The sequence below is a fragment of the Synechococcus sp. NB0720_010 genome (assembly GCF_023078835.1).
Lineage (GTDB): Bacteria > Cyanobacteriota > Cyanobacteriia > PCC-6307 > Cyanobiaceae > Vulcanococcus.
Window position 1 is genome coordinate 1,599,707 of sequence record NZ_CP090898.1, and the last position, 24,936, is coordinate 1,624,642.

Here is a 24,936-nt window from a genome sequence, read left to right on the forward strand (position 1 = left end):
ACAAGGGGGAAGCGTGGAGGTGGAAGCAAGCACCAGTTGCTTTGGGAGGAGGTCCCGTTTCTCAAGGTTGAGAAGACGGGCAAACCAGTCGCTATCTACAAGCGGGACGACTGCCAGCAAGACCTGCCGCTGGAGGACCGCAACTACTACGCCCACTTCCCCATAAGGGGCACCAGAGGGAAGCGTCAGTCCCTTCTGGTCGCCTCAAGGGAGGACGCCCTTATGCGGGCTCAGGAGGAGGCACTCAATATCCGCTTGCAACTGGCTCAAGGCGTCTCCGTCGTCACGACCAGCGTTGAGACCCTTGTGGAGAAGTTTTTGCTCCACAAGAAGGCACGGATACGAGGGCAGTGGGACAGCAAGCAGGAGGCAGGGCGGAAGAGCATTACCGAAGAGAGGTATGCCCTTATTGAGGGCAAGCTCCGCAACTACCTAGTGCCCTTCCTGGGGGCGAAGACCGACCTCAAGAGCGTCTCCACGAAGAAGTGGAGTGAATGGGAGACCTGGCGGCGGCAAAACGCCAGGAAAGGCGGAGCACCAAAGGCGGACACGCTTCTTAACGAAATGGGGAATATCCGTGAGTGTTGGAAGTGGGGTATGGAGCAGGGACTGCTCCCCTATGCCCCTGTCCTGCCCTTCCACGACGAAAACCTTGCCACCGACGACAAAGTGCGTCGGGACACTTGGGAGTGGGACGAATGGAATGCCTTCAAGTCAAGACCAGCAAAGTGGCTAAGGGAGCAGGAAGGAAAACCCGAAAGCCACTACTGGGACTGCTTTGTGGCGTATCAAATGCTTTTCTTTCTGGCGAATAATGGTATGCGTGTTGGAGAAGTAGTCAAGCTAAAAAGGAAGGATATTCGCTTCATTAGAAGAGAGGTTGGGTCCAAAAAGAATGAGAAAGGAGAAAGTGTTTATGCATTCAAACAAATAGACGCCCTAGTCCAGGTCCACAAAAGCACAAAGACTGGGGCTCGTGAAGTTAATAGTATGGGCGGAGAGTTTGCTCTTCGTGTCTTTGAAAAGGCACAGCACAGAGGAAAGGAGGACTTTTTATTCCAGCACCTTGACGGAAGTCCTTTTACGACCCGTCAGTTTGGGACTATCTTCAACAGAATAATGAAATATACAGACCAAGACGCCAGGTGTGCGAAGCACTTTGTCGTTTATTCGCTCCGACACCTTTACGCCACAACCCGTCTTCAGAATGGCACTTCTAGGACTGCTCTTTGTGAAAACATGGGCGTAACAGAGCCCTATCTGAGAAAACACTACAGCCACTATCTACCAAGACTGGCGACTGAAGACCTGACCCGTATGCGTAGTGATATTGGCTTGGGAGGAAAGTTTTTGAAGGAGGGCGAAGACTTCACTCTTATGGACTTCGCAGACCCCAAGTGACTGGGGTGACAGGGCTGGCGTCAGGGCTGTCACGCTCAAGTTTTTAAGTCAGAAAAAACCCCTGGCGTGTGGGCGTCGCCAGGGGTCGGTGAGAAGTAAGTCCGTGAAGCAAAAAAAAATATTTGAAAAATGGAAGGAGCAAAAGCCCTTATCAGTCCCACATAAGTATTTAGGCGGTTACTGAAGACCCTTCCACTTGGTCTCGTCTGCTTTGAGTGCGTCTATCTTTTCTTCTCTCTTCCTGCGTCGGTAAGCATTCAGCATTCGCTTCGTCACTCTGTCTCGCTTCTTCTCTTCATTGAAGAGTTGGTAGGGGTCATTCCCCTCTGTCGTCTTTTTCATTTGCTGTTTCGTGGGTGAAGGACAATATGGTGTTGGTTATTTGCAGCACTAGGTCGTCTGGGATACCGCCCAACTCCCCGTCCTCTGCGTCGTCAGGAGACATTGAGAAGAGGCTCTTGATAAAGCCAAGGGGGTTTATGACAACCACATAGACAGAAGTCCCTACAGACCAGTGCAGAGCACGCAGTATTTCGTCGTCGTCTTCGTCGTAAAGGTTTTCTGCCTCTTCAAGGGCATAGTTGAAGATACCTTCCTCTAACTCTGCTTGCAGCAAGTCAAGGAGGGCAAGGTCGTTTGCTTCTTGTGCCTGGGTCATATCAATAAAACTCAGGGGTATGGGCTTGGAAGCGGGACAAACTCCCCAGCAGGTTTGGGGGTAGTGGTTTCATACCTTCGGGTGGGACGCCAACGATAAAGTTGCTCCACTGCGGGACTATTTTGTTACAAAAAGGGTTAAAATGTAAGCGGATAGTGCGATATTCATTTTCATTCTTCGCATTCTTTTGGTAATACATTCTCCCTATCATTCCGTTAGACCACTGCTGTAGGTCTCCAATGCTTCTTTCCATTTAATACTCCGTCTGTGGTGGGGGTGGTGTGTCTATTCGGGTTATACCGAAGGGGGTTGTGTCTGACGCCAGCGTGTTGCTTCTTGGCTCTGGTAGTAGATACGAAGTGCTTCCTCCAATACGGCTTGCTTGTTTCCCCTGAAGCGGCTGTATTTGCGGAGGCAAGTATCCATTATTCTGCTGTCTTCTTCGTTTAGTCGGACGCTTACATAAGTTACCCGTGGCATTCCTAAACTCCTTGAAGGTCTTCATTGCCAAACTCCTCCCTTATTTTCTGCTTGACCCACGCAGAGCGTGAGATACAGATACGCTTCCGTCCTTTATCAAGCATTTCCAGTAGCTCTATCTCGTCCCTTCCAAAGCTTACTGGCACTAGTTTGTTGCTTCTCATTCTTTTTCCTTGCCTCGGTGATAGTGGTATTAGTGGGCAGCAGTCTTATTCAGTTTCTTTCTATTAGTATTTAGGTCAGCCATATGCTTTTTATATGCCTAGAGGCGACTTCTTGTTGTCGTATGCCTCTTCTATTAACTCAGTTACAAGACCCTGGAATAGGTGCTGGGGTATTTGCTTTGTGCGGGACCAACTACCAAGCTTTTCATAAAGAAGATAGTCCAGCATTTCAGCGTGCTTCTTCTCTCTGACTTCATAAGAGAATATGTGTCTGGTGAAGTATTCATTTGAAGGCATTCCGTCTCTCCTCTTCAAGTGGTATTCGTTTAGTTGTCTTGGGTTGGTGCTTGCTGCCTCTGCTCCAAGTCCTGAAGGGCGTCACGCTATTGGTTTCATAGTCATATCCGTAGTGCTTTAGGGACTGAAGGGCGTTGCTGACAAGGTTGTCAGGGTTGTCAATATCATTCCCATTCTGAAGGCAGTAGCGAATAGTGGCTAACTTCCTATCTATGTTGCGGATACGCTGTCTTCTTCTTTCGTCTTCTGGTGTCCTATTCATTACTCATAAGTCGCTGTTTTTAAAGTCAATATGCTCCCATTTATTGAAGTCCAGGCTGCTTAAGGACTTATTGACATACTGCACTCTTTTCTTGATATCCCCAATGCTCTTCATGTCCACAGACTGCTCTCCCTTTCCTAGACGCCTGATATAACTCTGCAAGTGGTGGGTCAGTGCTTCTATCATTACTTCTTCTAGTGAGAAGTCTCTACATACAATATTCAGAAGTGTGGTCTTCCTTAGGGTGACCTTCCTATTATTCTTCTGAAGCCAGTCCAGTCCATTCACTCCTTCAAGCAAGATATGTAGGTGCAGATAGTCAGTAGCGTGTTTCTCAACAAAAAACCAAAGTCGTATTCTGTCTTTTGGTCTCTTGTTGGGGTAGAAGAAGCCAAGTATCACATTCTTGATATGGTGGTTATCAAGGTATTGGTTGATAAGTGAGGTTTGTCCCTTGTAGAAGGACAGGGTTAAAAAGTATCTAAACCTGAGACCTTGCTTTTCTATGACTTCTTCTAGCCACTCTTCTGTGGTCTTCCTTTTAGAGGCAGCAGGGAAGTGCTGCTTTAAGGCAAGACGGGTTGAGGTAGTAGTTTTCATTGATATCCATTTTGTATAAGTCGCTTATGACTGCTTCCGTTTCATTAGCGTATGTATTATATATGCAAGTTATGCTAAAGACATATGCCTCTTGTTAGTATTTGGCAACATTCGCCATATCTAACGGGCTAAGTCTCGCTTGTGGAGTGCTTTGTCACGCAGTAACATGAGCGAAACAAAAGAGTCGTTGATATTTTTAAGCATATTTTTTATGTGACCGAAAACACGCTTGAATACTGGCTTCTTACAGCAAACCGCTGTTTTTCAAGACGACATTCCTCCATATCGCCAGTTTCTTGCCCTTGTCGTGACCCAGCACTTCCTCAACCCGCTCCTTCAGGTAGTAGCGGTTTGACCTGCTCTCAGTGGTCTCCTGCAGGTAGTGGAGTTTGGCGACATAAGCCTGTCCGTGGTCTTCGTAGAAGTGCTCTCTGCCTTGCCCCGTCCGTATCAGAAACCCAGTGAAGGTCCTCAAGGGAGCGTCCCAGACCTCTTCCACGACCTTGAGGTTGAAGGTCTTCCTGACCTCCTGACTGGTCTCTTCAAACCATTTCTGGGGAAGTTGCTCCTCCAGGACCTGACGCCAGAAGGCTGCCCGCTCCCTTCTTTCAGCGTCCCGTAAGGCAGTCGTGCTCTCGTTTGTCGCCTGACGGACCACTAGCCCGTATTGCCCGCACAGCTTGCGTAGGTCCCGCTCAAGACTTCTTTGGAGGTCCTCGCTCAAGGTTGTGTCCTCTGGTCTGCAGACCCGATAGAGGGGGTCTTCTTTGACGCTCCAACGCCCCTTCTCTACGCCACTGCTGCTTACCGCTTGCCTTGGGTAGCGGACTTGTTTGACATATGCCGTCGCTGTCCTGACGGAGGTCTTGGGGGTTACCTGCTTCTTCTTGACCGCTGTCGCCAACTCCTCAGGAGTAAGGGCACAGGACAGGTAGTAGATAGCGGAATAGGAGGGGGGTAGACCCTTTATGACTTCTCCACGGGTCTTGTCGTCAAGTCGTCCTAGTCGGTCTCCTATGACCTTCAACTTGGAGAAAACCTTGTCCCCAAGCCCACTTGCTTCCCTATAGAGGGCAAAGGTCCCAAGACTTAGGCGGTCACCTGCTTCGGAGATACCCAAGGCAAGTGCAACGACCTGACCTGCTGTGCCCTTGTGCGGGTTGTCAGCGACCAACTTCCTGAAGGAAGCCAGACCCTTGTCTTCGCTTGGCACTCCGTCCCGCTTGGGTTTGAGCTCAGGTTACTAAAGGTGTGGAGAAGGCGTGGAGAAAAAACTGCCTCAACAGCCTCCACACTTCTGCGACATGCCGTGGAGAAGTCGTGGGATAGTTAAGGGGTCAAACGAAGGAGGTCACCTCTTGAAAACGCTCACCCCCGCTCAACTGCATATGGCTACTGACGACACCTGCTCTTTTGAAGAGTGCATTGTCTTCACAGCCTCCTGCGTCGGCTCTGAAGACGACTGCTTGGGAGAGGCATTCGACCAAGCGTTTGACCGCTTTTTGAAGGAGGTCTCTGACGCTGGTTTCACCTATGAATACTCTTACAAGTGAGACATTCCAATAAGCAAGAGCAAGTCATTCAACTGACTATCAGAAGCGAATATCCGCTATCTCTCAACCTTCGCAGTATCCGTGACTTCGTAAAGGAATACGGCTGTGAGTTTATCTCCATTCGTGGCGAAGGCAAAAAACTAACCCGATAGGAAACAACCCATTAGGACTATGAAAACGACCCCAACCATTCAAGACTCTATTTGCCTCCTTGAGGTTGACCAGCTCAATGCATATAACGGCGGGCGGGCGGCAGGGGGGCTTCCTCCTATCTCTATCTGTGAAGCATATGAAATGCTTGAAGACCTCATTCTTCACACCGCCCCATACCTTCGCGAAGACCTTCCATTCGCAAAAAATATTCTCAGAGCCATTGACCTTAAAGACCTGAATAGTCACAACGCATGGCGGGTTGAGGAAGGTCTTCCTCCACTAACCATTTTCGAAGTCTATGAAAAAGTGCTTGCCTGCCTTGCACGGGACTAAGAGCACTTCCACATACGCCACAAGTGCCCCTTAACGGGGCACTTCCCTATTGCTTGCCTCTGCCTAGAGGCTCAATAACTCTATAAGTTTCTACTTTTACTCTTCAACGCTCACAAAGCATATTCTACTCAAAATATAGACATATGTCAAGAGAAGTGTTATTATAGTCTTGTTATTGTGTGTGTATTATGAAACGCAGGTTTACTTTTATTGAGTGGCATACCTTGTTGGATAGCGTCAGGAAAGGTCGCTCTATTGACTATCGGACTGGGGAGGGTATCGCTTGGGTGCCTTTGACCCCTGAAGAGATATCTCTCTTGTTAGAAGACCGCTGTGACTGAAACGACTTTGGCGGTTGGGTTTCTTGCTAACGCCGTCCTTTTTCCGTCTTCGTAGTCAGTTGCCTGGACCACTTCCGACCACACACTGCCTGCCTTGAAGAGCGTGACCTTGACCTTCACGCCACTGCCTCCAGTCTCATCAGCATTTGAGAAACAAGTTGTGGGTTGAAGTCGTTGCCCCTGCTGGTCCTTGCTCCACTTGCGTTGAGGACGCCACAGATAGTGCGTAGAGACGCACCCGACTTACGCAGCGGGACTATGACACCTTCAACCTTCTTGGCGTCTTCCAGTGCCTTCTGCTTCTTCGCTGCTGCCAGTGCTTTGACGCAGTAAGTAGGAGCACCAAGGCGGACGCCTCTTGCTTTTGCTGCTTGCAGTGCTGCCTTTGTCCTGCTGGCTATGAAGCACTTCTCCTGCTCCGCAAGTGCTGCGTAGATATGCAGTTGGAAAGCGTCTGCGTAAGGCATTTGGGCGACCTTGAAGGTCAGACCCTTCTCCTCCATTAGTGCTGCAAGGAAGGAGACCCGACGGGACAACCTATCCAGCTTGGAGACCACAAGCACTGCGTCCTCCTTCTTTGCCAAGGCAATAGCGGCTTGCAGTTGAGGTCGGTCGTTGTCAGACCCTGTATGTGTCTCCACAAAGTCCCCGACCACTAGGTATGGCGTATCGGCGTAGTTATCCAAGAAGAGTTGGATATCCCGCTCCTGTGCCTCCAGACCAAGACCGCTTTTGCCTTGCTCCTGACTGCTGACCCTCCTGTAAAGGACATAACGACGCATAAAACCCCCTGTCAGCAAACGAAACGACCTTTGGACTGCTGACAAAGTAGGACTTCTCCACGGGTAGAAGTCAGGGCAAGTAGCCAAACGAAGCCCTTCCCAAGTGCGGGACGGACCCCTTGGACTTGTTGGCGGTTGCTGGGGACGGGTCTTGCCTCTGCCCGCCACCCAGTAACTGCGACCTTCCCACATACCTATGTATGCACTTAGTGCATAAGTCCGCCCCTTGGCACGGGTTTTGTGAGGCGTCCCTCTTCAGGTCTCTCTACGGCAAACCGCCTGGAGGGCAACCGAAGTGACGCTATGACTGCTCCTGTAGAGAAGTATCAAAGCAGACCTTCTGGCAGGCATATAAGGCATTTTTTACTACCCCGTAACTACCCCGTGGGCGTCTCTGTCCTTCAGAAAGTAGGCTGGGACAAGCTTCTAGAATGACGGACTATGGAGTGGGAATAATTCCCACCCCTTGAGCCATGGCCTTGGTCGGGTGACTCCGTTACCCTCGGGTCCCCCGGCCCAGGAGCCTTGACTGCCGCCCCACAGCAGGACATCCAGCTGCAGCGCCGCCTTCAGCAGGACAGCATTCAGCTGGCAGGCAAGGTGGTGTATCTGAATCCCTTCCTTTATTGGCGCCGTTTTGACGCCAATACCGATCGCTGGCTGCGGGAACCGGGTCAGCTGGCGGAGGATCAGATCACGACCAACCGGGTGCGCTTCTACCCCGAGTTGGATTGGGAGCTGCTCAACGAGACCGACCGTGCCGTGAAGGACGGTGCCGTTGAGATGTTCCTCAAGAGCCTGGAGCTGATCAGCACCTTTAACCCTGAGCTCACCCCCGGCCAGCTGCTGGAGGTGGAGCGCAAGATGGCCGTCACCAAGAAGAAAGCCTTTGAGCGTTGGGTCTCCAAATCGCTCAAGCGTCGTCTGCAGCAGGAGGCCAGCGAGCGACGTCGCTTCGATCGCGAACGCCTGATCCGCGATTGGAGCGAGTGGATGGTGCTGCCGGTGACGCGGCAGGCTTTGCTTCCCCTCTCGGCCTTGATGGTGATCGCGGTGGGTGCGGGCTGGTGGCTTGGCTCCCAGCAGTTCTGCCGTCAGCAGATCGTCCAGCCGGCCATCTCGCGCAGCGCGGGCTAGGCCAGCCAGATCGGGGATCAGGCGCCAGACTGGGCGCACTCAATGCCTCACTTCATGGGTTCCGACCCCCTCGACAGCCTGCGTTTGACCCTGATGCAGGAGGTCCTGCCGGTCGGGATGGCTGCGGTCGAGCGGGCCAAGCGTGGTGGCGCCCGTGATCTGGCTGATGCATTCTCCAAGGGTCCAGAGGGCCTCACGGAGCTCCGGGAGGAAGGGGCAGAGGCGGCCCGTCAGGTTCGTGAGCGTCTCGATCGGATCCAGCCTGGTTTGGGGAATCCGGTGATGAAGGTGCAGGTCACGGACGTGCCGCTGGAGCCGGCCCTGGCGAAGGATGCCGGAGAGGAGGAGTTGCAGCTTGCCCTGGCACGCATTTCTGAGCGGTTGACGTTGCTGGAGCAACGGCTCACGGAAGGGAGCTGAACCATTGGCCATCGCCTCCAACCCTCACCGCAGTGCCGGGCTCCAGCGTCAGCCCGCGATTCTGCTGGGTTTGGTGCTGTTCTTCGCTTCGGCGATGGTCGTGCGGCTGGGTTGGTTGCAGCTGCTCCATGGCAGCGAAAACCGGGAGCGCGCTGACGAGAACCGGATCCGCTTGCTGGCGCGTAACCCCGTCCGTGGGCGGATCTTGGATCGCCATGGACAGGTCCTGGTCTCAAGCCGCCTGATCTACAGCCTGTATCTGCAGCCCAAGGATCTGCCGAAGGGTTCCTGGCCAGCTCTGCGGGAGAGGCTGAGCGCTCTGATGAACATCCCCCAGAAGCAACTGGAGCAGCGCAAGCGTCGCGGTCCCGGCAAGCAGGAATACCGCATTGAGCTCGCCAGTGAACTGACGCCGGAGCAGGTCCTGCGCTTCCGGGAGCAGGCCGGCGACCTGCGGGGAGCCCAGGTGGATCTGGATGTGGTGCGCAGCTACCCCCACGGCTCACTTGGCGCCCACACCTTGGGCTACACCCAGCCCATCACTGAGCAGGAATACAAGGTTCTGGCCAAGCGGGGCTACAAGATCCGCGACCGCATTGGCCGCATTGGTGTGGAGGCCGCCTATGAGCAACACCTGCGGGGCACCTGGGGCGGCCAGATGGTCGAGGTCAACGCCATGGGCGAGATCCAGCGCGTCCTCGGCGATCGCCCCTCCAAGGCCGGCAAGGACTTGGTGGTCACGCTTGATCTCCCGCTCCAGCGGGCGGCTGAGGCGGCCCTGAAGGGCAAGCCCGGCGGCGCCATCGTTGCCCTGAATCCCAGGACCGGGGCGATCTTGGCCTTGGCCAGTCGCCCCAATTTCGATCCCAACTTCTTCTCCAAGACCGTCACGACCCAGCGGGAGTACGACGCCCTCTTTGCCTCTCCCTCTAAGCCTCTCTTCAGCCGGGCGATGAATGCCTATGACCCCGGCAGCACCTGGAAGCCGGTGACCGCCTTCGCCGGGATGGCCTCGGGCAAGTTTCCGGCGAACACCAAGCTGATGACCCGCGGCTGCATCACCTACGGGGGGCACTGTTTCCCCGACCACAACGGTGCCGGGTTTGGCCTGATCGGCTACGAGGATGCCCTGCGCTTCTCGAGCAACACCTTCTATTACCAAGTCGGTGTTGGGGTGGGCTCGATGCCCCTCTATGACGCCGCGGTGAAGTTGGGATTCACGAAGCCCACGGGCATTGAGATCGGCTACGAGGAAAGCACCGGTCTGGTGGGCAATGAGCAGTGGGCCGCCAAGGGACGCACCTGGGGTAAGCCCGGCACCACCCCTTGGATCCCCGAGGACATGGCGAGCATGTCGATTGGCCAGTCCGTGGTCCAGGTCACCCCTTTGCAGTTGGCTCGGGCCTACGCCGTCTTTGCCAATGGTGGTTATCTGATCACCCCCCACTTGGTTGATCGCGGCTTGGATTGGACCGCTCCGCCTCGCCGCACCAAGGTGGACATCAAGCCCTCGACCCTGGCCACGATCAACCGCGGCTTGCGCAAGGTGGTTCAGGAGGGCACTGGCTATGCCATGAACCAGGCGGCGGAGTTGCCGCCCGTGGCGGGCAAGACCGGAACCGCCGAGGACAGCACCGGTGGCCCTGACCACGCCTGGTTTGCCTGTTTTGCTCCCTATCCCAACGGTGAGATTGTCGTGGTCGCCTTCGCCCAGAACACCCCTGGCGGTGGTTCAGTGCATGCCTTGCCGATGGCCCGCCAGGTGCTGCAGGTCTGGGCCCAGCAACGCAGCCGTTAGGCGAGGCTTGGTGCTGGTGCGTTGAGCACCTGGCGGTAGTAGCCACGCAGCTGCTCGGTGGCACCGGCCCAGCCCCAGCGCTCGGCCTCTTCTCGGGCATTGCGGCGCAGCTCTTCCCGCTGTCCTGGATCTCCGAGGAGCCGTTGGGTGGCGGCGCTCAGGCTTCCGGCCCCGCCATCGGCTCCATCGGGTTCATAGAGGCAGCCATTGACTCCATCGCTGACGATGTCCGGGATCCCGCCGCGGTTCGCTCCGACCACGGGGCAGCCCGCCGCCATTGCTTCGAGCAGCACCAAGCCCAGGGTCTCGGTGCTGCTGGGGAAGAGGAAGGCATCGGCGCTGGCGTAGGCGCTGGCCAGCTCTTCACCGGCGAGATAGCCCACGAAGTGGGTGGCACTGCCGGCGAACAAGGTCTCGAGTTGTTGGCGATAGGGGCCATCTCCCACCAGCGCCAGGCGTGCATCGGGCATCGCATCGAGGACGGGGCGAATGCGCTCGATCTGCTTTTCGGCCGACAGACGTCCGATGTAGAGCAGCAGCTTGCCGGTGTCGCTGCGGCCCGCCAGGAGACGATCGCGCATGGCCTGGCTGCGCAGCTCGGGCCGGAAGAGATCGGTGTCGACCCCCCGTTGCCAAAGATCCGTGTGCTGGATGCCCTTCTCACTCAGCTCGGCCACCATCGCGGTGGAGGTGCAGAGGTTCAGCTGAGCCTGGTTGTGGGCCATCTTCAGCAGCTCCCAGAGCACCGGCTCGAGCATGCCCAGGCCGTAGTGCTCCAGGTATTTGGGTAGGTGCGTGTGATAACTCGCCACCAGGGGATACCCCTTGGTTTTGGCGAGCCAGATTCCCCCCAGGCCGAGCACGGCAGGGTTGACGACGTGTACCAGATCAGGGGCAAAGGCCTCCAGCGCGTCGGAGACCGACGGCCTTGGCAACGCCAACTTCAGTTCTGGGTAGAGCGGGAGGGGCATGGCCGGGACCCCCACCACCTGGGCCCCCATGTAGGACTCAGGCGCCCCCTCAGGGCAGAAGATCATGACCTCGTCACCGGCCGCAACAAGGTGCTGCACCGTTTTGGTGAGCCGGGTCACGATCCCATCAACCTTCGGCAGGAAGGTCTCGGTGAAGAGGGCGATTTTCAAGGCAATCAGGTGGCCTTAATGGCTTGCTCCTGGGTCTTGGTCCAGGCGGAGGTGCAGAGGATGCGGTTGCGGTCGCAGCGATCGGCGTAGCGGGTGGCGATCTCCACCACTTCCTTCAGCAGACCGTCATCCAGGGTGGTGGGGTTGAGGCCCAGCTCGATGAAACAGCGGTTATCAACGATCAGGTCGTTTTCCACCGCCTCGTTGCGGGGGTTGGGGAGGTTGTTGACCTGGGCTCCGGTGAGGGCGGCGACTTTCTTGGCGAGCTCACCCACCTGATGGCTTTCGGTCATCTGGTTGAAGATCTTCACCCGCTCTCCCTTGCTGGGGGGGTTCTCCAGGGCCAGCTGGACGCACTTCACCGAGTCACGGATGTGGATGAAGGCGCGGGTCTGGCCGCCGGTGCCGTGCACGGTCAGGGGATAGCCGATGGCCGCCTGCATCAAGAAGCGGTTGAGCACCGTGCCGTAGTCGCCGTCGTAGTCGAAGCGGTTGGTCAGGCGCGGGTCGCGGTCGGTGGCTTCGGTGTTGGTGCCCCAGACGATGCCCTGGTGCAGGTCGGTGATGCGGACCTGGTCGTTTTTGTTGTAGTAGAGGAAGAGCAGCTGATCCAGCGTCTTGGTCATGTGATAGACGCTGCCCGGGCTGGCCGGGTGGAGGATTTCCTCCTCGAAGCGGCTGCCATCGGGCTGGGGCACCTCCACCTTCAGGTAGCCCTCGGGGATGGTGGCGCCGCGGTGGGAGCCATAGCCATAGACGCCCATGGTGCCCAGGTGCACGACATGGCAGTCGAGGCCGGTCTCAACGATGGCGGCCAGCAGGTTGTGGGTGCCGTTGACGTTGTTGTCGACGGTGTAGCGCTTGGTGGCGCTGCTCTTCATCGAGTAAGGCGCAGCCCGCTGCTCGGCGAAGTGCACCACGGAGTCGGGTCGCTCAGCCAGCAGCAGATCCACCAACCGCTGGTACTCATGGGCGATGTCCATGTGCACGAAGCGCATGGGCTTGCCGCCGATCTCCTCCCAGGCCTTCAGCCGCTCGCCAATGCTGGTGATGGGAGTCAGTGACTCCACTTCGAGGTCAATATCGATCTTGCGTCGGCTCAGGTTGTCGACGATGACCACATCGTGGCCCTGGTCGGCCAGGTTCACGGCACAAGGCCAGCCACAGAAGCCGTCACCGCCGAGAACGAAAACCTTCACCGCTGGACTCCTGCTGAACGAGCATTTGCTCCGTCAGGGCAAGCTACTACAGGGATTCAGCTGATTCCTACCGCAACGGCCATCATCAGGATCACCAACAGAGCGCCGCCGATTAGGAGCACTTTGCTGTTGGCGCCACGGGCCTCACCGGCCTCGATCACCTCCATCCGGGGCTCCCGGGCGAAGGCATTGAGCCTGCCGCCGTCCTCTTCTGTGACCTGCATCGCATGGGCAAGTGGTTGAGGCGACAGTACGGACGAAGTCGGGACTTGACTCGCACCTGTGCGGAAGCTTTATGTGCCGACCCGTCCGCCCGTGGGGGAACTGGGGTTGGCCTCGCCGCGGATGGGCAGACGGCCGGCATGAAAGGCGGTGCGTCCGGCTTCGCAGGCCATGGCCATCGCCCGGGCCATGGCAGCTGGATTCCCAGCTAGGGCGATGGCGCTGTTGATGAGCAGCGCATCGGCTCCCATTTCCATCGCTTGGGCGGCTTCGCTTGGAACGCCCAGGCCGGCATCGACGACGACCGGAACCGAAGCGTTCTCGATGATCAGGGCGATGTTGGCGGCATTGCGGATGCCTTGGCCGGAACCAATCGGTGAGCCCAGGGGCATGACCGTCGCGCAGCCGGCCTCCTCCAGCCGTTTGGCCAAGAGGGGGTCGGCATTGATATAGGGAAGAACGGTGAATCCCTCCTTCACCAGCTGTTCGGCGGCCTCCAGGGTCCCGATTGGATCGGGCAGCAGGTGTTTGGAGTCGGGGATCACCTCCAGCTTGACGAAGGTGTTGTCTTCTTGTCCGGCCAACTTCGCGAGTTCTCGCCCCAGTCGGGCCACGCGAATGGCTTCCTCGGCGGTGGCACAGCCGGCGGTGTTGGGGAGCATCCAGATTCGACTCCAATCCACCGCTTCCATCAGGCCTTCATGGCCTGCGGCTTGGGACTGCACCCGTCGCACGGCCACGGTGACGATCTCGCAGGCGCTTGATTCGAGGCTGGCCTGCATGGCCTGCAGGCTGGGGTACTTACCCGTGCCCGTCATCAAACGGCTGCGGAAGTGTCGCCCGCCGATGATCAGGTCGTCAGCGTGCAGCGGCTCTGCAGACACAGGGATGTGATCAGCTGTGTTGAGACCGTACCGCGCAGCCCTGTCGTCCTTAGCGTGGGGCCACTTGATGGCGCCACCGTGATCCCTTTGCTGTTGGCTGCAGTCCCGCTGACCACCGAGGCCATTGCTCCCAGTCAGAGCACTCCATACGAGGAAAACTTCGGCATGGCGGCCACCGTCCGCCAATTTGATCCGGTCGCGCGTGCGGCGCAGTTGGTGCAGGAGCTGCCTCGGATTTGGTCGGGTAGCTACACGCCTTTTGGCACCGCTCAAGCGGCCAGCGCACGCTTGACCCTTTCGTCGCTGAGGGCCTTAGGGCAAATGGTGGATGTCCGAGGCGAGATCACCCTTGGCTCCTCCACCATTCCTGTGCAAGGCAACTTGAATGCGGCGTCGGATCAATTGGACTTGTTGCTGCTTGGGAATTACCCCAGCGCAGATCTCCAGGACGGCGGCTCGTTCGCGGGTCTGCAGGGCTTCACCTTGTCTGGATGGTCTGCCCCTCGGCTGACGAACCCTGGCGGACAACTCGTGATGACTCCGGAGACCAGCGCCGCTCCAGCCATTCGCGGTCTGTGGTGATCTAGGCGGCCGTGCGCTCCAGCCGCTTGAGCCGACGCTTTGCTGTTTTGTTGGCGGCGTCGAGCTCGAGCACCTTGGCGTAGGTCTCTTTGGCCTCGTCGCTTTTCTGTTGCTTTTCCAGCGCGAAGGCCAGGTTGTTGAGGGCGACGGGGTAGTCCGACTTGGCCCGCAGGGCTGCGCGGTAGTGCTTGATCGCGCCGCTGTAATTGCTTTGGGCCGCCAGGGCAAAGCCCAGGGCGTTTTCGATCAGGGCCTGGGCCTCGCTGGGTTCGCCGCTGGCTCGCTTGGCGGCGAGCTTCAGGTTTTCCGTGGCTTGCCCGTAGAGGCGTTTGCGCAGCTGAACTGAGGCCAATTCGTAGAGGTCGCCGGCACTCTTGTCGCCGGCCTTGGCCTGTGCTTCGAGGCGTGCCAGTGCGGACTCGTCGCGGCGGACCCGCAGGATCTGCCGTGCGACGAGCACCGCTGCGGTGCCCAGCAACAACAAAAGCCCAATCAGGTAGGCCTGTGGGAGTGAAACATCCATTGACCGACCGGACTGGGCTTAGTTGTGATTGAAGGGGGCGTTCAGCTCTTGGCGGCGCCCACGACAGTGGCGAAGCTGGTGGGATCCAGCACGGCCAGCTGGGCCAGCATCTTGCGGTTCAGCTGCACGTCAGCCTTCTTCAGGCCGCCGATCAGACGGCTGTAGCTCAGGCCATTCAGGCGAGCAGCAGCGTTGATACGGGCGATCCAAAGACGACGGAAGTCGCGCTTGCGGCGGCGACGGTCGCGGTAGGCGTTGCAGAGCGCCTTCATCACCCGCTGGTTGGCGGTCCGGAACAGGGTGCCGTTGCCACCACGGAAGCCACGCGCAAGGCGAAGGATCTTGTTGCGGCGTTTACGGGCGACGTTGCCCCTCTTAACGCGGGCCATGAATAGTTCTCAGTGAATGTTGAAACTGCTGTGAGGTGAAGCGATCAGCTGTAAGGGAGCATGGCCTTCACGTTGTCCGCATCACGCTCGTCAACCACGGCCATGGTGCCGAGGAAGCGCTTGCGCTTAGGGCTCTTGTGATCGAGCAGGTGATTGCGGAAAGCGTGCCGGCGCATGAACTTCCCGGTGCCGGTCGCTTTGAACCGCTTGGCGGCTGCTTTGCGGGTCTTGAGCTTCGGCATTGTCTACGCGCTCGTGCACAAACGATGAGAGTAAGACTTCAGAGTGCCTTCCGCCAACTCCCCCTAGGGTTTGGCTCGGATCCAGTCAGGCGATGCAGCGTTCCTTGATGGCGGTCCTCGCCGCGTCCTGTCTCCTGGCGGGCTGCCAAGGAACGGATGCCCAGGCCCAGGCCCTGACCCACCGGCCAGTGCCCGCCCCGCCAAGGGTGGATGGTGCCCAGCCCGTGCTCTGGGTGGCTCTAGCGGACCATCTGGGGGCCGCGCCGCTGCAGCTGGTGGCGGCTGCTTCTGTGGTGAGGCTCAGCGATGCCTCCGGCTTTCAAGCCAGTGGCCAGCGCCTGTCCTTGCGCTGGAGACCCAAGCCGCTGAGCGAGCCGCTCACGATTCGCCGGCGGGTGCTGGGGCCGTTCTCCAGCTTTGAGACCGCTGAGCAGGCCGCCCTGGCTTGGCGTCGTCTCGGAGCAAAGGCGGTGGTCGCCCACCCCGGGGAGTGGGAGGTCTGGGCTGCCCCGGACCAGCCTGTTCCGCCGGCCTACGGCTCCAAGGTTGAAGAGAAGGTTGTCAGTGAGGTCTTGACCCTGCAGCTGGAACGGCCCGATGGCTGGAGAGATCTCCAGGGGCCTGTTCGGATTGAAGCCTCCGCTGGCCTGCGCTGGCAGGGCGGGGTCTTCCAGGGGCCCTTCCGCCTGCAGCCCGACGCCTATGGCAGTTGGACCCTGGTGGAGCAGGTGCCCTTAGAGCGCTATCTCCACGGTGTCGTGCCCCATGAGATCGGTGCTGGAGCGCCGCCTGCGGCTTTGGCTGCCCAGGCGGTGTTGGCGCGCACTTGGGCTCTGGGCAATCAGCATCGTTTTGCCCTGGATGGCTACCACCTTTGCTCGGATACCCAGTGCCAGGTCTATAGCGATCCACGCCTGGCCCGCGCTGGGGTGAAGCAGGCCATTCGATCGACCCAGGGCCAGGTGCTGACCTGGCAGGGGCAACCGATCCATGCCGTGTATCACGCCAGTAACGGAGGAGTCAGTGCAGATGAGGACGAGGCCTGGACCTTGCCCGAACTCGCCTATCTGGAGCCCGCTTTTGATCGGGCCGGAGGCCCTCCCCAGGGATTGGCTTTGCCCCTGACCCAGCGTCAGCAGGTTCGATCGGTCTTGGCGGCGACAGCGGGTGTCTATGGCCAGAACCACCCCTACTTCCGCTGGCAGCGCGTCCTCGGGCAGGACACCTTTGCCCGTGCCCTGGGTACGGGAGCGGCCGCCGTTGGATCGCCGGTGAAGCCGGTTGTTCTGGAGCGGGGCCCGAGTGGTCGCGTGGTGCGGTTGGCCCTCAGGGGGCCCCTGGGAGAAAAGGTGCTGGTGCGGGATGCCATCCGCCGCACCCTGCGTGGCTTACCCAGCACCCTTTTTGTGATTGAACCCGCCGGGGCAGGTCTTTGGCGCTTCGAGGGAGGTGGTTTTGGCCATGGCGCTGGTTTGTCTCAGGCCGGCGCCATCGATTTGGGAGGACGGGGTTGGAGCGTGAAGCAGATCCTTCGTCACTACTACCCGGGAACTGAGTTGGTTCCTCTGCCAGCCATCAAGGCTGCGAAGGGGGGCTCTTAGAGTCCGCACATCCTTGGGATCGCCATGGCCGCTGGGGGCACAGCCACAGGAGCGCGCCGACTGCAGGCCTCCCTCTTTCTCCTCTGCTGTTGCGGTGCGGCAGCGGTTCCCCATCGTCTGCCTGCCTCCCAGGCCCTCTGGCCTGCCACGGCCCTGACGCTGCTGCTGGGTCTGTACGTCCTGCGCGCTGTCTTTCTTCCAGCGCTGAGAGGTGCGAAGGCGGAAGGCCCAGCCGTCTTGGAGGCGTTGCCCGCCGTTGATCTGGTGGTGGCAGCCCGCGATGAAGAAGCTGTGATTGGTCGCTTGGTGGAGCGACTGGCCGCCCTGAGTTACCCGGCCGATCGCCTCAAGATCTGGATCGTCGATGACGGCAGCGAAGACCGCACTCCAGAGGTCCTGAGCGAGTACCAGGCCCGTTTCCCTCAGCTCCAGGTCCTGCGCCGTCCCCGCGATGCGGGCGGCGGCAAGTCGGGTGCTCTGAACGCGGTGCTGCCGAACCTCCAGGGGCGTTGGCTCTTGGTCCTGGATGCCGATGCCCAGTTGCAGCCGGATCTGCTGGAGCGTTTGGTTCGCTTTGCCGAGCAGGGCGGTTGGTCCGCCGTGCAGCTGCGCAAGTCCGTGGTCAATCCCGACCTCAATTGGTTGACCCGCGCCCAGGCCATGGAGATGGCCCTCGATGCCGTCATCCAGCAGGGGCGACTGTTTTCTGGCGGTGTTGTTGAGCTTCGCGGCAATGGTCAATTGCTCCAGCGGGAGGCGGTGCTCAGCTGCGAAGGCTTCAACGAAGCCACCGTCACCGATGACCTCGACTTGAGTTTCCGTCTGCTGGTGCAGCAGCAACCGGTTGCCCTGCTCTGGGATCCCCCGGTGCAAGAGGAGGCGGTGACCGCCTGGAGTGCCCTCTGGCGCCAGCGGCAACGTTGGGCCGAGGGGGGACTGCAGCGTTTCTTCGATTACTGGCCTCAGCTGACCGGAAGCGAGGTCTCTGCGGCGCGCAAGCTCGATCTGAGCTGCTTTTTTCTGCTGCAATACGCCCTGCCCGTGATGGCCGCAGCCGATGCCCTCATGGCCCTGATCACGCGCACGCCACCGCTGAGTTGGCCCCTGTCCTTTGTGGCCTTTGGCCTCTCGGGCGGAGCGATTTTGGCGGGCTGCTCCCGCCGCTCCGAAGGGCCGGACCTACCCGCGATGGGCCCGATCAACCTGGCCTGGGGCATTGCCTATCTGGGCCACTGGTTCGTGGTGATTCCGTACACCACCCTCCGGATGGCGCTGCTACCCAAGCGGCTGGTCTGGGCCAAGACCCTGCATGTAGGGGCTGAGCCTGATCAGGCCGCGGCTTGATCGTCGCTTAGTTCCGGCAGGGGATCCTGCAGGTCCACCACTTCGCCGTTGAAGAATTCGGCCAGCCGTTTGGCCTGGTCATCGATCAGCCCATGGGGTTTCCGTTCAGGCGGTGCTGCTGGTGTTGCTGCCGGTGCTGCTGACGTGGGTGCCGGAGTCGGAGCCTGAGCTGGAGCTGGAGCTGGAGTCTGGGGCTGGGGAGGGTTGGCAGCGGCTGGAGGCTCCTGCGGCGGCGGTGTCTGCGCTTGAGGCGCGGGCTGTGGCGCAGGCGCGGGAACGGGTGGGGCCGGCGCGACGGGTGCTGCTGGTGCTGCGCCGGCCTCGAGAACCACCTGCCTTGGGCTGCCCAGGGCGGAGGCGACGGCTTTCTCCAGCAGGGGTAGGCGGCTCTGGACCATGGCGGTCCAGTTGCCGGCGACCTGGACGACGGCGCGCTGGCTGTCGAGGCGGGCCAGGGAGGCCTGCTGGGAGAGGAGCATGCGGGTCGAGGGCAGCTCCAGCCCCGCCAGGATCTGCTGCCAGAGGGCGGCCAGATCCGGGGTCTCCGTGCTAATCGCCGTGACCGGTTCAGGGGCAGGAGCGGCAGCTGGCGGAGCTACGGGCGCAACGACGACGTCTGGGGCCGGTGGCGCGGGAGCCGGGGCCGCTGGTGTGGGCGTTGCCGCCTGCGGGGTCGGGCGGGGGCTGGTCGTGGGGACACTGGTGGCGACCGCGACGGCGGGTTCAGCCAAGAGACCCAGGAGAAGCACCTCAAGCCAGAGCCGGGGCTGCACGCTTTGGCGCAGTTGCTGTTCGCTGCCTTTGAGTTGCGCCTGCCAGCGCAGCAGGGTCGCTTTGCCGATGCTGCGGGCGAGCTCCGGCAGCTCCCCTCGGATTTGGGGCGAGAAGCTCGTGAGCTCCAGGCGATTGGGGGCAACCCCCGCGAGCACCAGATCCCGCAGCAGGCCGGCCATTCCCTGCAGCACGGCACCGGGTTCGCGGCCGCGCTCGAGCAGGTTGCGGATCGCTTCGATCACCCCCAGAGGCTCAGCCCCGGCGAGGGCCTGGGCCAGTTGCAGCAGTTCCTGCTCGGGCACGGCCCCCAGCAACTCCCAGACCGCCGTCGGTTCGACCGGCCCAGGTAGCAGGCTCAGCTGATCCAGCAGGCTTTCGGCATCCCGCAGGCCCCCCTGGGCCCGCTGGGCCACCACATGCAGGGCTTCTGGCGTGATCTGGATGCTCTCTTCCTTGGCAATCCAGCCCAGGTGCTGCTCGAGGGCATCGAGGGGAATGCGCCGGTAGTCGAAGCGTTGACAGCGGCTGAGGATCGTGGGCAGCACCCGCTGCGGGTCGGTGGTCGCCAGGACGAAGACCACCCGCGGGGGCGGCTCCTCCAAGGTCTTCAGCAGGGCGTTAAAGGCCGCGGTCGAGAGCATGTGGCACTCGTCGACGACGTAGACCTTCCAGCGGGCTTGAACCGGGGCGAATCGAGAGCGTTCAATCAGCTCGCGGATGTTGTCGACCCCGGTGTTGGAGGCGGCGTCGATCTCGATGACATCGAGGGCATTGCCGTTGGCAATGGAGGTGCAGAGCTCACAGCTGCCGCAGGGCTCTGGGGTCGGGTGATCCGAGCTAAGGCAGTTGAGAGAGCGCGCCAGGATGCGGGCGCTGGAGGTTTTCCCTGTCCCTCGGGGCCCACTGAAGAGGTAAGCCGGCGCAATGCGACCGGAGCGCAGGGCATTGCCCAAGGTCGCGGCGATCGCCTCTTGCCCCACAAGCTGGTCAAACCGCTGCGGGCGGTACTTGTGGTGGAGCGGTTGGTAGGCGGCCGGCATCGCTGGAGGCTACTGGCCCTCGACGCCTCTGTTCGGGTTTGAATCCTGCTGCTGATCTGTCAGGAGGCGCTCGAGCTTGGCTTCCATCTCCTCCACCTCGCTGAGCTGATCCGCCAGGGTCTGAGCAGCCAGGCGCAGTCGCTGGAATTGGGGTTGCTCAGCTCCGGCCCCCCAGCGCTCTTCGGCGCGGGACAGCTCGGACTCCAGTTTGGTTTGCAGCTTCAGCCGCAGGGCATCGAGTTGCTCCAGGCTGCGTCTGACGAGTTCGCGTCCCTTCTCCAGCTGGCTCGCCTCCAGGCGTCGCCCCTGACGCAGGAGCAGCTTCGCGCCGCTCAGGACCGCAGCAGGCATGAACTGGCCCAGGGCGAGGGCCCCCCAGCTGCCGGCCTGGAGGACCTCCTCCACCTGGGCGCTGCGATGGCGTCCGGTTTTGCACCAGTGGGCGAAGTGTTCGCAGTTGTTGAAGAGCAGGTTGTAGTTCTGCTCTCCCAGTCGCCCCATGGCTCGGCGCAGGGTTTGCCCTGCCGGCAAACAGGCCCCCTCGGGGTAGGACACCACCGTTAAGGGCTGGCCGCGGCTGAATGCGTCGAGGGGGCTGCGCAGAATCTGGCGCCCCTCCAGGTAGTGGGCGACGCTGCCGTCCCCGAGGTCGATGCCGTGGTGATTGAAGAGACCGTGCTGCCGCGGCACCTCAAGGTGATCAGCGGCAGCCACGGAGCCCTAGGCCGATTCCTGTTGCGCGGACTCGCTGCCCGGAAGAGGGAGGACCTTGGCCTGGGTGCGTTCCTCCACCAGGGCCCGGGTGACCGTGAAGGCCTTGGTGCTCTTGTCGGACGGCAGCTCGTACATCAGGTCGAGCATCAGTTCCTCGACGATCCCGCGCAACGCCCGGGCGCCGGTCTTGCGGCGGTGGGCCTCGGCGGCGATGGCTTCAACGGCCCCGGGCTCAAACTCCAGCCGCACGTCGTCCATGCTCAGCAGCGTCTGGAACTGCTTCACCAGGGCGTCGCGGGGCTCGGTGAGAATCGCCTCGAGTGCGTGGTTGTCGAGGGGCTCGAGCACGGCGTTCACCGGCATGCGGCCGATGAACTCGGGAATCAGGCCGTACTTGACCAGGTCGTCGGGCTGGAGGTGGCGCAGGACCTGGGCGGCCTGTTGGTCCTTGCTCTGGCGGCCGCGGCGACCGCCTTCGGGGATGAAGCCGATGGCGTTCCGGCCCATCCGGCGCTGGACCACGTCATCGAGGCCGACGAAGGCACCACCGCAGATGAACAGGATCTGGCTGGTGTCGATCTGAATGCAGTCTTGGTAGGGATGCTTGCGGCCCCCTTGGGGGGGGACGTTGGCCACGGTGCCCTCCAGCAGTTTCAGCAACGCCTGCTGAACGCCCTCCCCGGAGACATCGCGGGTGATCGAAGGGTTCTCGCTCTTGCGGGCGATCTTGTCGATCTCGTCGATGTAGATGATTCCGCGCTGGGCCTGGTCAACGTCCAGGTCAGCTTTCTGCAGCAACCGCAGCAGGATGTTCTCGACGTCCTCCCCGACGTAGCCGGCTTCGGTCAAGGTCGTGGCATCGGCCACGGCGAAGGGCACATCCAGTAACTCGGCCAGGGTCTGCGCCAGCAGGGTTTTGCCGCAGCCCGTGGGGCCGATCAGGAGGATGTTGCTCTTGTGCAGCTTGGTGGCGGTTTCGTTGCTCTCGCCCTTGCCGTCGCCCTGCCAGGCCAAGCGCTTGTAGTGGTTGTAGACCGCAACGGAGAGGACCTTCTTGGCTTCCTCCTGCCCCACGACCTGGGCGTCGAGGTGGGCCTTGATGTCTTGGGGTTTGGGGATTTCGGCCAGCGTCGGAGCAGGCTTGCTGGCTTTTTTGGCGGGAGCTTTGCCCTTGGCTTCCTGGGCTTGGCGGCCAGCGCCGGCGCCACCATGGCCCTCAACCAGCTCTTCGTCGAGGATCTCGTTGCAGAGATCGATGCATTCGTCGCAGATGTAGACGCCAGGGCCGGCGATCAGTTTGCGCACCTGGTCTTGCGACTTCCCGCAGAAAGAGCACTTCAGGTGGGCGTCGAACTTGGCCATCGGGCAAGGGCTGTGGCGGCGTTGAGCGGGAGGGCTTCGGGGCGGTGTCCCGAAACTTCAGGATCGGTGCGATCCAGCGCTTCGTCAGCCGTCCTTAAGGATCAAACCGGGGTCGTATCGGTGACGACACGATCGATCAGGCCGTATTGAACCGCTTCTGCCGGGGAAAGGAAGTAGTCGCGGTCGGTGTCTTCAGCGATTTTCTCCAGGGGTTGGCCGGTGTGTTCGGACATCAGGCCGTTGAGGGTCTCCTTCAAATAGAGGATTTCCTTGGCCTGGATTTCGATGTCGACAGCCTGTCCCTGGGCTCCGCCAAGGGGTTGGTGGATCATGATCCGCGCGTTCGGGAGCGCCAGGCGCTTGCCCTTGGTGCCGCCGGAGAGCAGAAAAGCTCCCATGGAGGCGGCCAGGCCGTAGCAGATGGTGACGACGTCGGGCGCGACCTGCTGCATGGTGTCGTAGATCGCCAGACCCGCTGTCACTGATCCCCCAGGGGAGTTGACGTAGATCTGAATGTCTTTCTCGGGGTCCTCTGCCTCGAGAAACAGAAGCTGGGCAACCATGGCGTCGGCCACCTGGTCATCAATGCCGCTGCCCAGAAAGATGATGCGTTCCCGCAGCAGACGGGAATAGATGTCAAAGGCCCGATCGCCTCGGCCGGATTGCTCAACCACGGTGGGGAGCACACCCGGTGCGGCGGTCGGACCAGTGACGATCGAGGATTGGGGCCCTTGGCCCAGCCAGCGGTTCTGGATTGGGTGAGGAGTGCTGGCGTTGATCACTCGGCCGGACTGGAGTCAGTCCGGCCAATCTATGGGGATCAGGCCTCGGTGGTGGTCGCCTCGGCGTCGTCGGCCTTGGCTTTTTTCTTCGCAGCCGGCTTGGCTTTGGCCTTGGGCTTCTCCTCGGAGGCCTCAGCCGCCTTCTCCGTGACGGTGGAGTTGCTCTCGAGCCAGCCCAGGAGCTTCTCGCGCATCAGATCCTCCTGAACCGCTTGGCGCAGACGGTTGGGATCAATCCGGGAGCTGTCGCTGAAGCCCCGGCTCAGTTCCTTGACCTTGGCGTCGATCTCGCTGGCTTCCAGTTCCAATTTCTCGGCCGCGGCGAGGGCCTTGAGGGCCAGGCTGCGCTTGAGGCGCTCCTCGGCTTCAGGGCGGGAGCTTTCGCGCAGGCTTTGGATCAGCTGAGGGGTGAAGAGCTTTTTGACGTCCATCCCTTGCTGGGCCAGTTGGCCAGCGGTTTGCTCCAGGAGGGTGACGATTTCCTCTTGGACGAGGGTCTCGGGCAGTTCCACCTCCAGTTGCTCCACCAGGGCGGCGAGCAGGGCGTCGTGGCGGTTGGACTGGTGGCGGCGCTCGGCGTCTTCCTTCAGCCGGGTCTCCAGATCGCTGCGCAGTTCGGCCAGGGTTTCTTTGTCGCTGGCCTGCTGGGCGAAGGCGTCATCGAGGGCCGGCAGCTCACGGCTCTTCAGCTCGCTCAGGGTGATGTCGAAGCTGGCTTTGCGGCCGGCTGCATCCTCCTGGGCGTAATCCTCGGGGAACTCGCACTTAATGGTTTTGCTGTCGCCAGCCTTCATGCCGATCACCCCTTCCACGAAGCCGGGGATCATGCGGCCCTCTTCCAGTTCCACCTCCATGGCGTCGCCGCTTCCGCCTTCGATGGCTTCGCCGTTGTCGCTGTAGGTGCCCTTGAAGCTCAGGACCGCCACATCACCGGCGGCCGCGGCGCGGCCTTCGACCGGCACCAGGGTGGCCATCTGACGGCGGGACTGCTCGATCAGCTCATCGATGCGAGCTGGATCGAAGCTCACGGATTCAGCTTCAGCCTTCAGACCTTTGGTGCTTTTGAGCTTCGGAGTGGGCTCCACATCCATCTCAAGGGTCAAGGTCAGTTCTTGACCGGGCTCAAAGCGCTCGAGGAGGGACTCGAAGCCACCGTCCAGGGCGGGTTGGCCGATGGCGGGGATCTCGGCTTGCTTCAGGGCGTCCTTGAAAACGCTGTCGACGAGCGACTCAAGGGCAGTGGCCCGAATCTGCAGGGGGCCGATTTGCTGCATCAGCACAGCGCGGGGCACCTTGCCCTTGCGGAAGCCGGGGAGTTTCACGCTGCGGCTCAGCTTCTCGACAGCCGCGTTGTGGCTCCCTTGGGTGCGTTCACCAGGAACGGCGATCTCGATGGCCATTCGGCTGCCGGGACGGGCGCTGGTGCTCAGCTTCAGGTCTGCCTGTTTGGCAGTGGCTTTACTGGCGGTGCTAGCGGCAGGGCTCATGGATGTGATCGAAACGGCGGGCCGATGGGTCGGCTGGGGCAGCCCACGATCCTAATTAGTCACCTGTGACGAGCTCCAACAGGGCTGTACGCCTTCGGCCTTGGCCACGTATTGTTTTGAGCAAGAACCAGTGACCTGAAGAGTTTTGTGGCGGTGTCCCTCGGGACTCCGAGCAGCTTCTGCAGGTTGTGCATCCGCCTTTACCGGGATGCTCCACCGTTCGTCTTTCTCGGTCTTGGGTTCGTTGATCGCGCTCACCGTTGATTTTTC

At 60.3% G+C, this 24,936-nt stretch carries 23 protein-coding genes; 7 read left to right on the forward strand and 16 right to left on the reverse strand.

The features are described 5' to 3' along the window. The first annotated feature begins 36 nt into the window (after positions 1-36). Entirely contained in the window at positions 37-1,401 is a 1,365-nt protein-coding gene (locus LY254_RS08430; RefSeq protein WP_247476613.1) for a site-specific integrase, read from the forward strand. 316 nt (positions 1,402-1,717) lie between these two features. Here the strand turns inward: LY254_RS08430 and LY254_RS08435 are convergent, their stop codons facing one another. The 4 genes from LY254_RS08435 to LY254_RS08450 all read right to left on the reverse strand — a co-directional run bounded on the left by LY254_RS08435 (position 1,718) and on the right by LY254_RS08450 (position 7,024). Further along, a complete protein-coding gene (locus LY254_RS08435; RefSeq protein WP_247476614.1) occupies positions 1,718-2,059 on the reverse strand; it encodes a hypothetical protein in 342 nt (113 codons plus the stop codon). A 1,206-nt stretch (positions 2,060-3,265) separates the two neighbouring features. Next, positions 3,266-3,862, reverse strand: coding sequence for a hypothetical protein (locus LY254_RS08440; RefSeq protein ID WP_247476615.1), 597 nt, complete (start codon positions 3,860-3,862; stop codon positions 3,266-3,268). A gap of 244 nt (positions 3,863-4,106) precedes the next feature. Beyond that, complete coding sequence (locus LY254_RS08445; RefSeq protein WP_247476617.1) at positions 4,107-5,075, reverse strand: hypothetical protein; 969 nt, start codon at positions 5,073-5,075, stop codon at positions 4,107-4,109. A 1,283-nt stretch (positions 5,076-6,358) separates the two neighbouring features. Next, positions 6,359-7,024 (reverse strand): recombinase family protein, encoded by a 666-nt coding sequence (locus tag LY254_RS08450; protein ID WP_247476619.1) that lies wholly within the window; start codon positions 7,022-7,024, stop codon positions 6,359-6,361. Positions 7,025-7,549: 525 nt separating this feature from the next. Between LY254_RS08450 and LY254_RS08455 the strand changes: the two genes are divergently transcribed. From LY254_RS08455 to mrdA, 3 genes are read left to right on the forward strand one after another with little or no spacing between them, the layout of a single operon-like run. Then, the gene (locus tag LY254_RS08455) at positions 7,550-8,161 is read left to right on the forward strand and encodes a hypothetical protein (RefSeq protein ID WP_010313935.1); all 612 of its coding nucleotides are present in this window, start codon (positions 7,550-7,552) and stop codon (positions 8,159-8,161) included. Positions 8,162-8,215: 54 nt separating this feature from the next. Then, on the forward strand, positions 8,216-8,581 hold the full coding sequence (locus tag LY254_RS08460) for a hypothetical protein (protein WP_247476621.1): 366 nt from the start codon (positions 8,216-8,218) through the stop codon (positions 8,579-8,581). A 4-nt stretch (positions 8,582-8,585) separates the two neighbouring features. Beyond that, positions 8,586-10,379 (forward strand): penicillin-binding protein 2, encoded by a 1,794-nt coding sequence (gene mrdA / locus LY254_RS08465; RefSeq protein ID WP_247476622.1) that lies wholly within the window; start codon positions 8,586-8,588, stop codon positions 10,377-10,379. On the opposite strand, the gene LY254_RS08470 is transcribed toward mrdA, so the two are convergent. The 4 genes from LY254_RS08470 to LY254_RS08485 form a co-directional block, all read right to left on the reverse strand. Further along, positions 10,376-11,521: a glycosyltransferase family 1 protein gene (locus LY254_RS08470; RefSeq protein WP_247476624.1), complete on the reverse strand. Its 1,146-nt coding sequence runs from the start codon at positions 11,519-11,521 to the stop codon at positions 10,376-10,378. The two genes, mrdA and LY254_RS08470, sit on opposite strands and share 4 nt — an antisense overlap. A gap of 5 nt (positions 11,522-11,526) precedes the next feature. Next, on the reverse strand, positions 11,527-12,720 hold the full coding sequence (locus LY254_RS08475; protein WP_010313928.1) for an NAD-dependent epimerase/dehydratase family protein: 1,194 nt from the start codon (positions 12,718-12,720) through the stop codon (positions 11,527-11,529). A gap of 56 nt (positions 12,721-12,776) precedes the next feature. Next, the gene (psb34, locus tag LY254_RS08480; RefSeq protein ID WP_247476626.1) at positions 12,777-12,944 is read right to left on the reverse strand and encodes a photosystem II assembly protein Psb34; all 168 of its coding nucleotides are present in this window, start codon (positions 12,942-12,944) and stop codon (positions 12,777-12,779) included. Between the two features lie 69 nt (positions 12,945-13,013). After that, a complete protein-coding gene (locus tag LY254_RS08485) occupies positions 13,014-13,760 on the reverse strand; it encodes a thiazole synthase (protein ID WP_232197223.1) in 747 nt (248 codons plus the stop codon). 120 nt (positions 13,761-13,880) lie between these two features. Between LY254_RS08485 and LY254_RS08490 the strand changes: the two genes are divergently transcribed. After that, on the forward strand, positions 13,881-14,408 hold the full coding sequence (locus LY254_RS08490) for a hypothetical protein (RefSeq protein WP_247476628.1): 528 nt from the start codon (positions 13,881-13,883) through the stop codon (positions 14,406-14,408). Between the two features lies 1 nt (position 14,409). Here the strand turns inward: LY254_RS08490 and LY254_RS08495 are convergent, their stop codons facing one another. The 3 genes from LY254_RS08495 to rpmI are packed head-to-tail and all read right to left on the reverse strand — an operon-like array spanning position 14,410 to position 15,562. Next, positions 14,410-14,931 carry a tetratricopeptide repeat protein gene (locus LY254_RS08495; protein ID WP_010313921.1) on the reverse strand — a complete coding sequence of 174 codons (522 nt, stop codon included), beginning with the start codon at positions 14,929-14,931 and terminating at the stop codon, positions 14,410-14,412. A 41-nt stretch (positions 14,932-14,972) separates the two neighbouring features. After that, entirely contained in the window at positions 14,973-15,320 is a 348-nt protein-coding gene (gene rplT / locus LY254_RS08500) for a 50S ribosomal protein L20 (RefSeq protein WP_010313919.1), read from the reverse strand. 44 nt (positions 15,321-15,364) lie between these two features. Next, positions 15,365-15,562, reverse strand: coding sequence for a 50S ribosomal protein L35 (gene rpmI, locus LY254_RS08505; protein ID WP_010313917.1), 198 nt, complete (start codon positions 15,560-15,562; stop codon positions 15,365-15,367). Positions 15,563-15,654: 92 nt separating this feature from the next. Between rpmI and LY254_RS08510 the strand changes: the two genes are divergently transcribed. Both LY254_RS08510 and LY254_RS08515 read left to right on the forward strand, forming a co-directional pair. Further along, on the forward strand, positions 15,655-17,163 hold the full coding sequence (locus LY254_RS08510) for a SpoIID/LytB domain-containing protein (RefSeq protein WP_247476629.1): 1,509 nt from the start codon (positions 15,655-15,657) through the stop codon (positions 17,161-17,163). Between the two features lie 24 nt (positions 17,164-17,187). Next, positions 17,188-18,507: a glycosyltransferase family 2 protein gene (locus LY254_RS08515; RefSeq protein ID WP_247476631.1), complete on the forward strand. Its 1,320-nt coding sequence runs from the start codon at positions 17,188-17,190 to the stop codon at positions 18,505-18,507. On the opposite strand, the gene LY254_RS08520 is transcribed toward LY254_RS08515, so the two are convergent. The 5 genes from LY254_RS08520 to tig all read right to left on the reverse strand — a co-directional run bounded on the left by LY254_RS08520 (position 18,492) and on the right by tig (position 24,666). Continuing rightward, a complete protein-coding gene (locus LY254_RS08520; RefSeq protein ID WP_247476633.1) occupies positions 18,492-20,321 on the reverse strand; it encodes a DNA polymerase III subunit gamma/tau in 1,830 nt (609 codons plus the stop codon). The two genes, LY254_RS08515 and LY254_RS08520, sit on opposite strands and share 16 nt — an antisense overlap. A gap of 9 nt (positions 20,322-20,330) precedes the next feature. Beyond that, entirely contained in the window at positions 20,331-21,035 is a 705-nt protein-coding gene (locus tag LY254_RS08525; protein WP_247476634.1) for a lecithin retinol acyltransferase family protein, read from the reverse strand. Positions 21,036-21,041: 6 nt separating this feature from the next. Further along, positions 21,042-22,397, reverse strand: a complete 1,356-nt coding sequence (gene clpX / locus LY254_RS08530) for an ATP-dependent protease ATP-binding subunit ClpX (RefSeq protein WP_247476635.1) — start codon at positions 22,395-22,397, stop codon at positions 21,042-21,044. Between the two features lie 101 nt (positions 22,398-22,498). Next, complete coding sequence (gene clpP / locus LY254_RS08535; RefSeq protein WP_029626062.1) at positions 22,499-23,179, reverse strand: ATP-dependent Clp endopeptidase proteolytic subunit ClpP; 681 nt, start codon at positions 23,177-23,179, stop codon at positions 22,499-22,501. A 38-nt stretch (positions 23,180-23,217) separates the two neighbouring features. Continuing rightward, a complete protein-coding gene (tig, locus tag LY254_RS08540; protein WP_247476636.1) occupies positions 23,218-24,666 on the reverse strand; it encodes a trigger factor in 1,449 nt (482 codons plus the stop codon). Between the last annotated feature and the right edge of the window lie 270 nt (positions 24,667-24,936).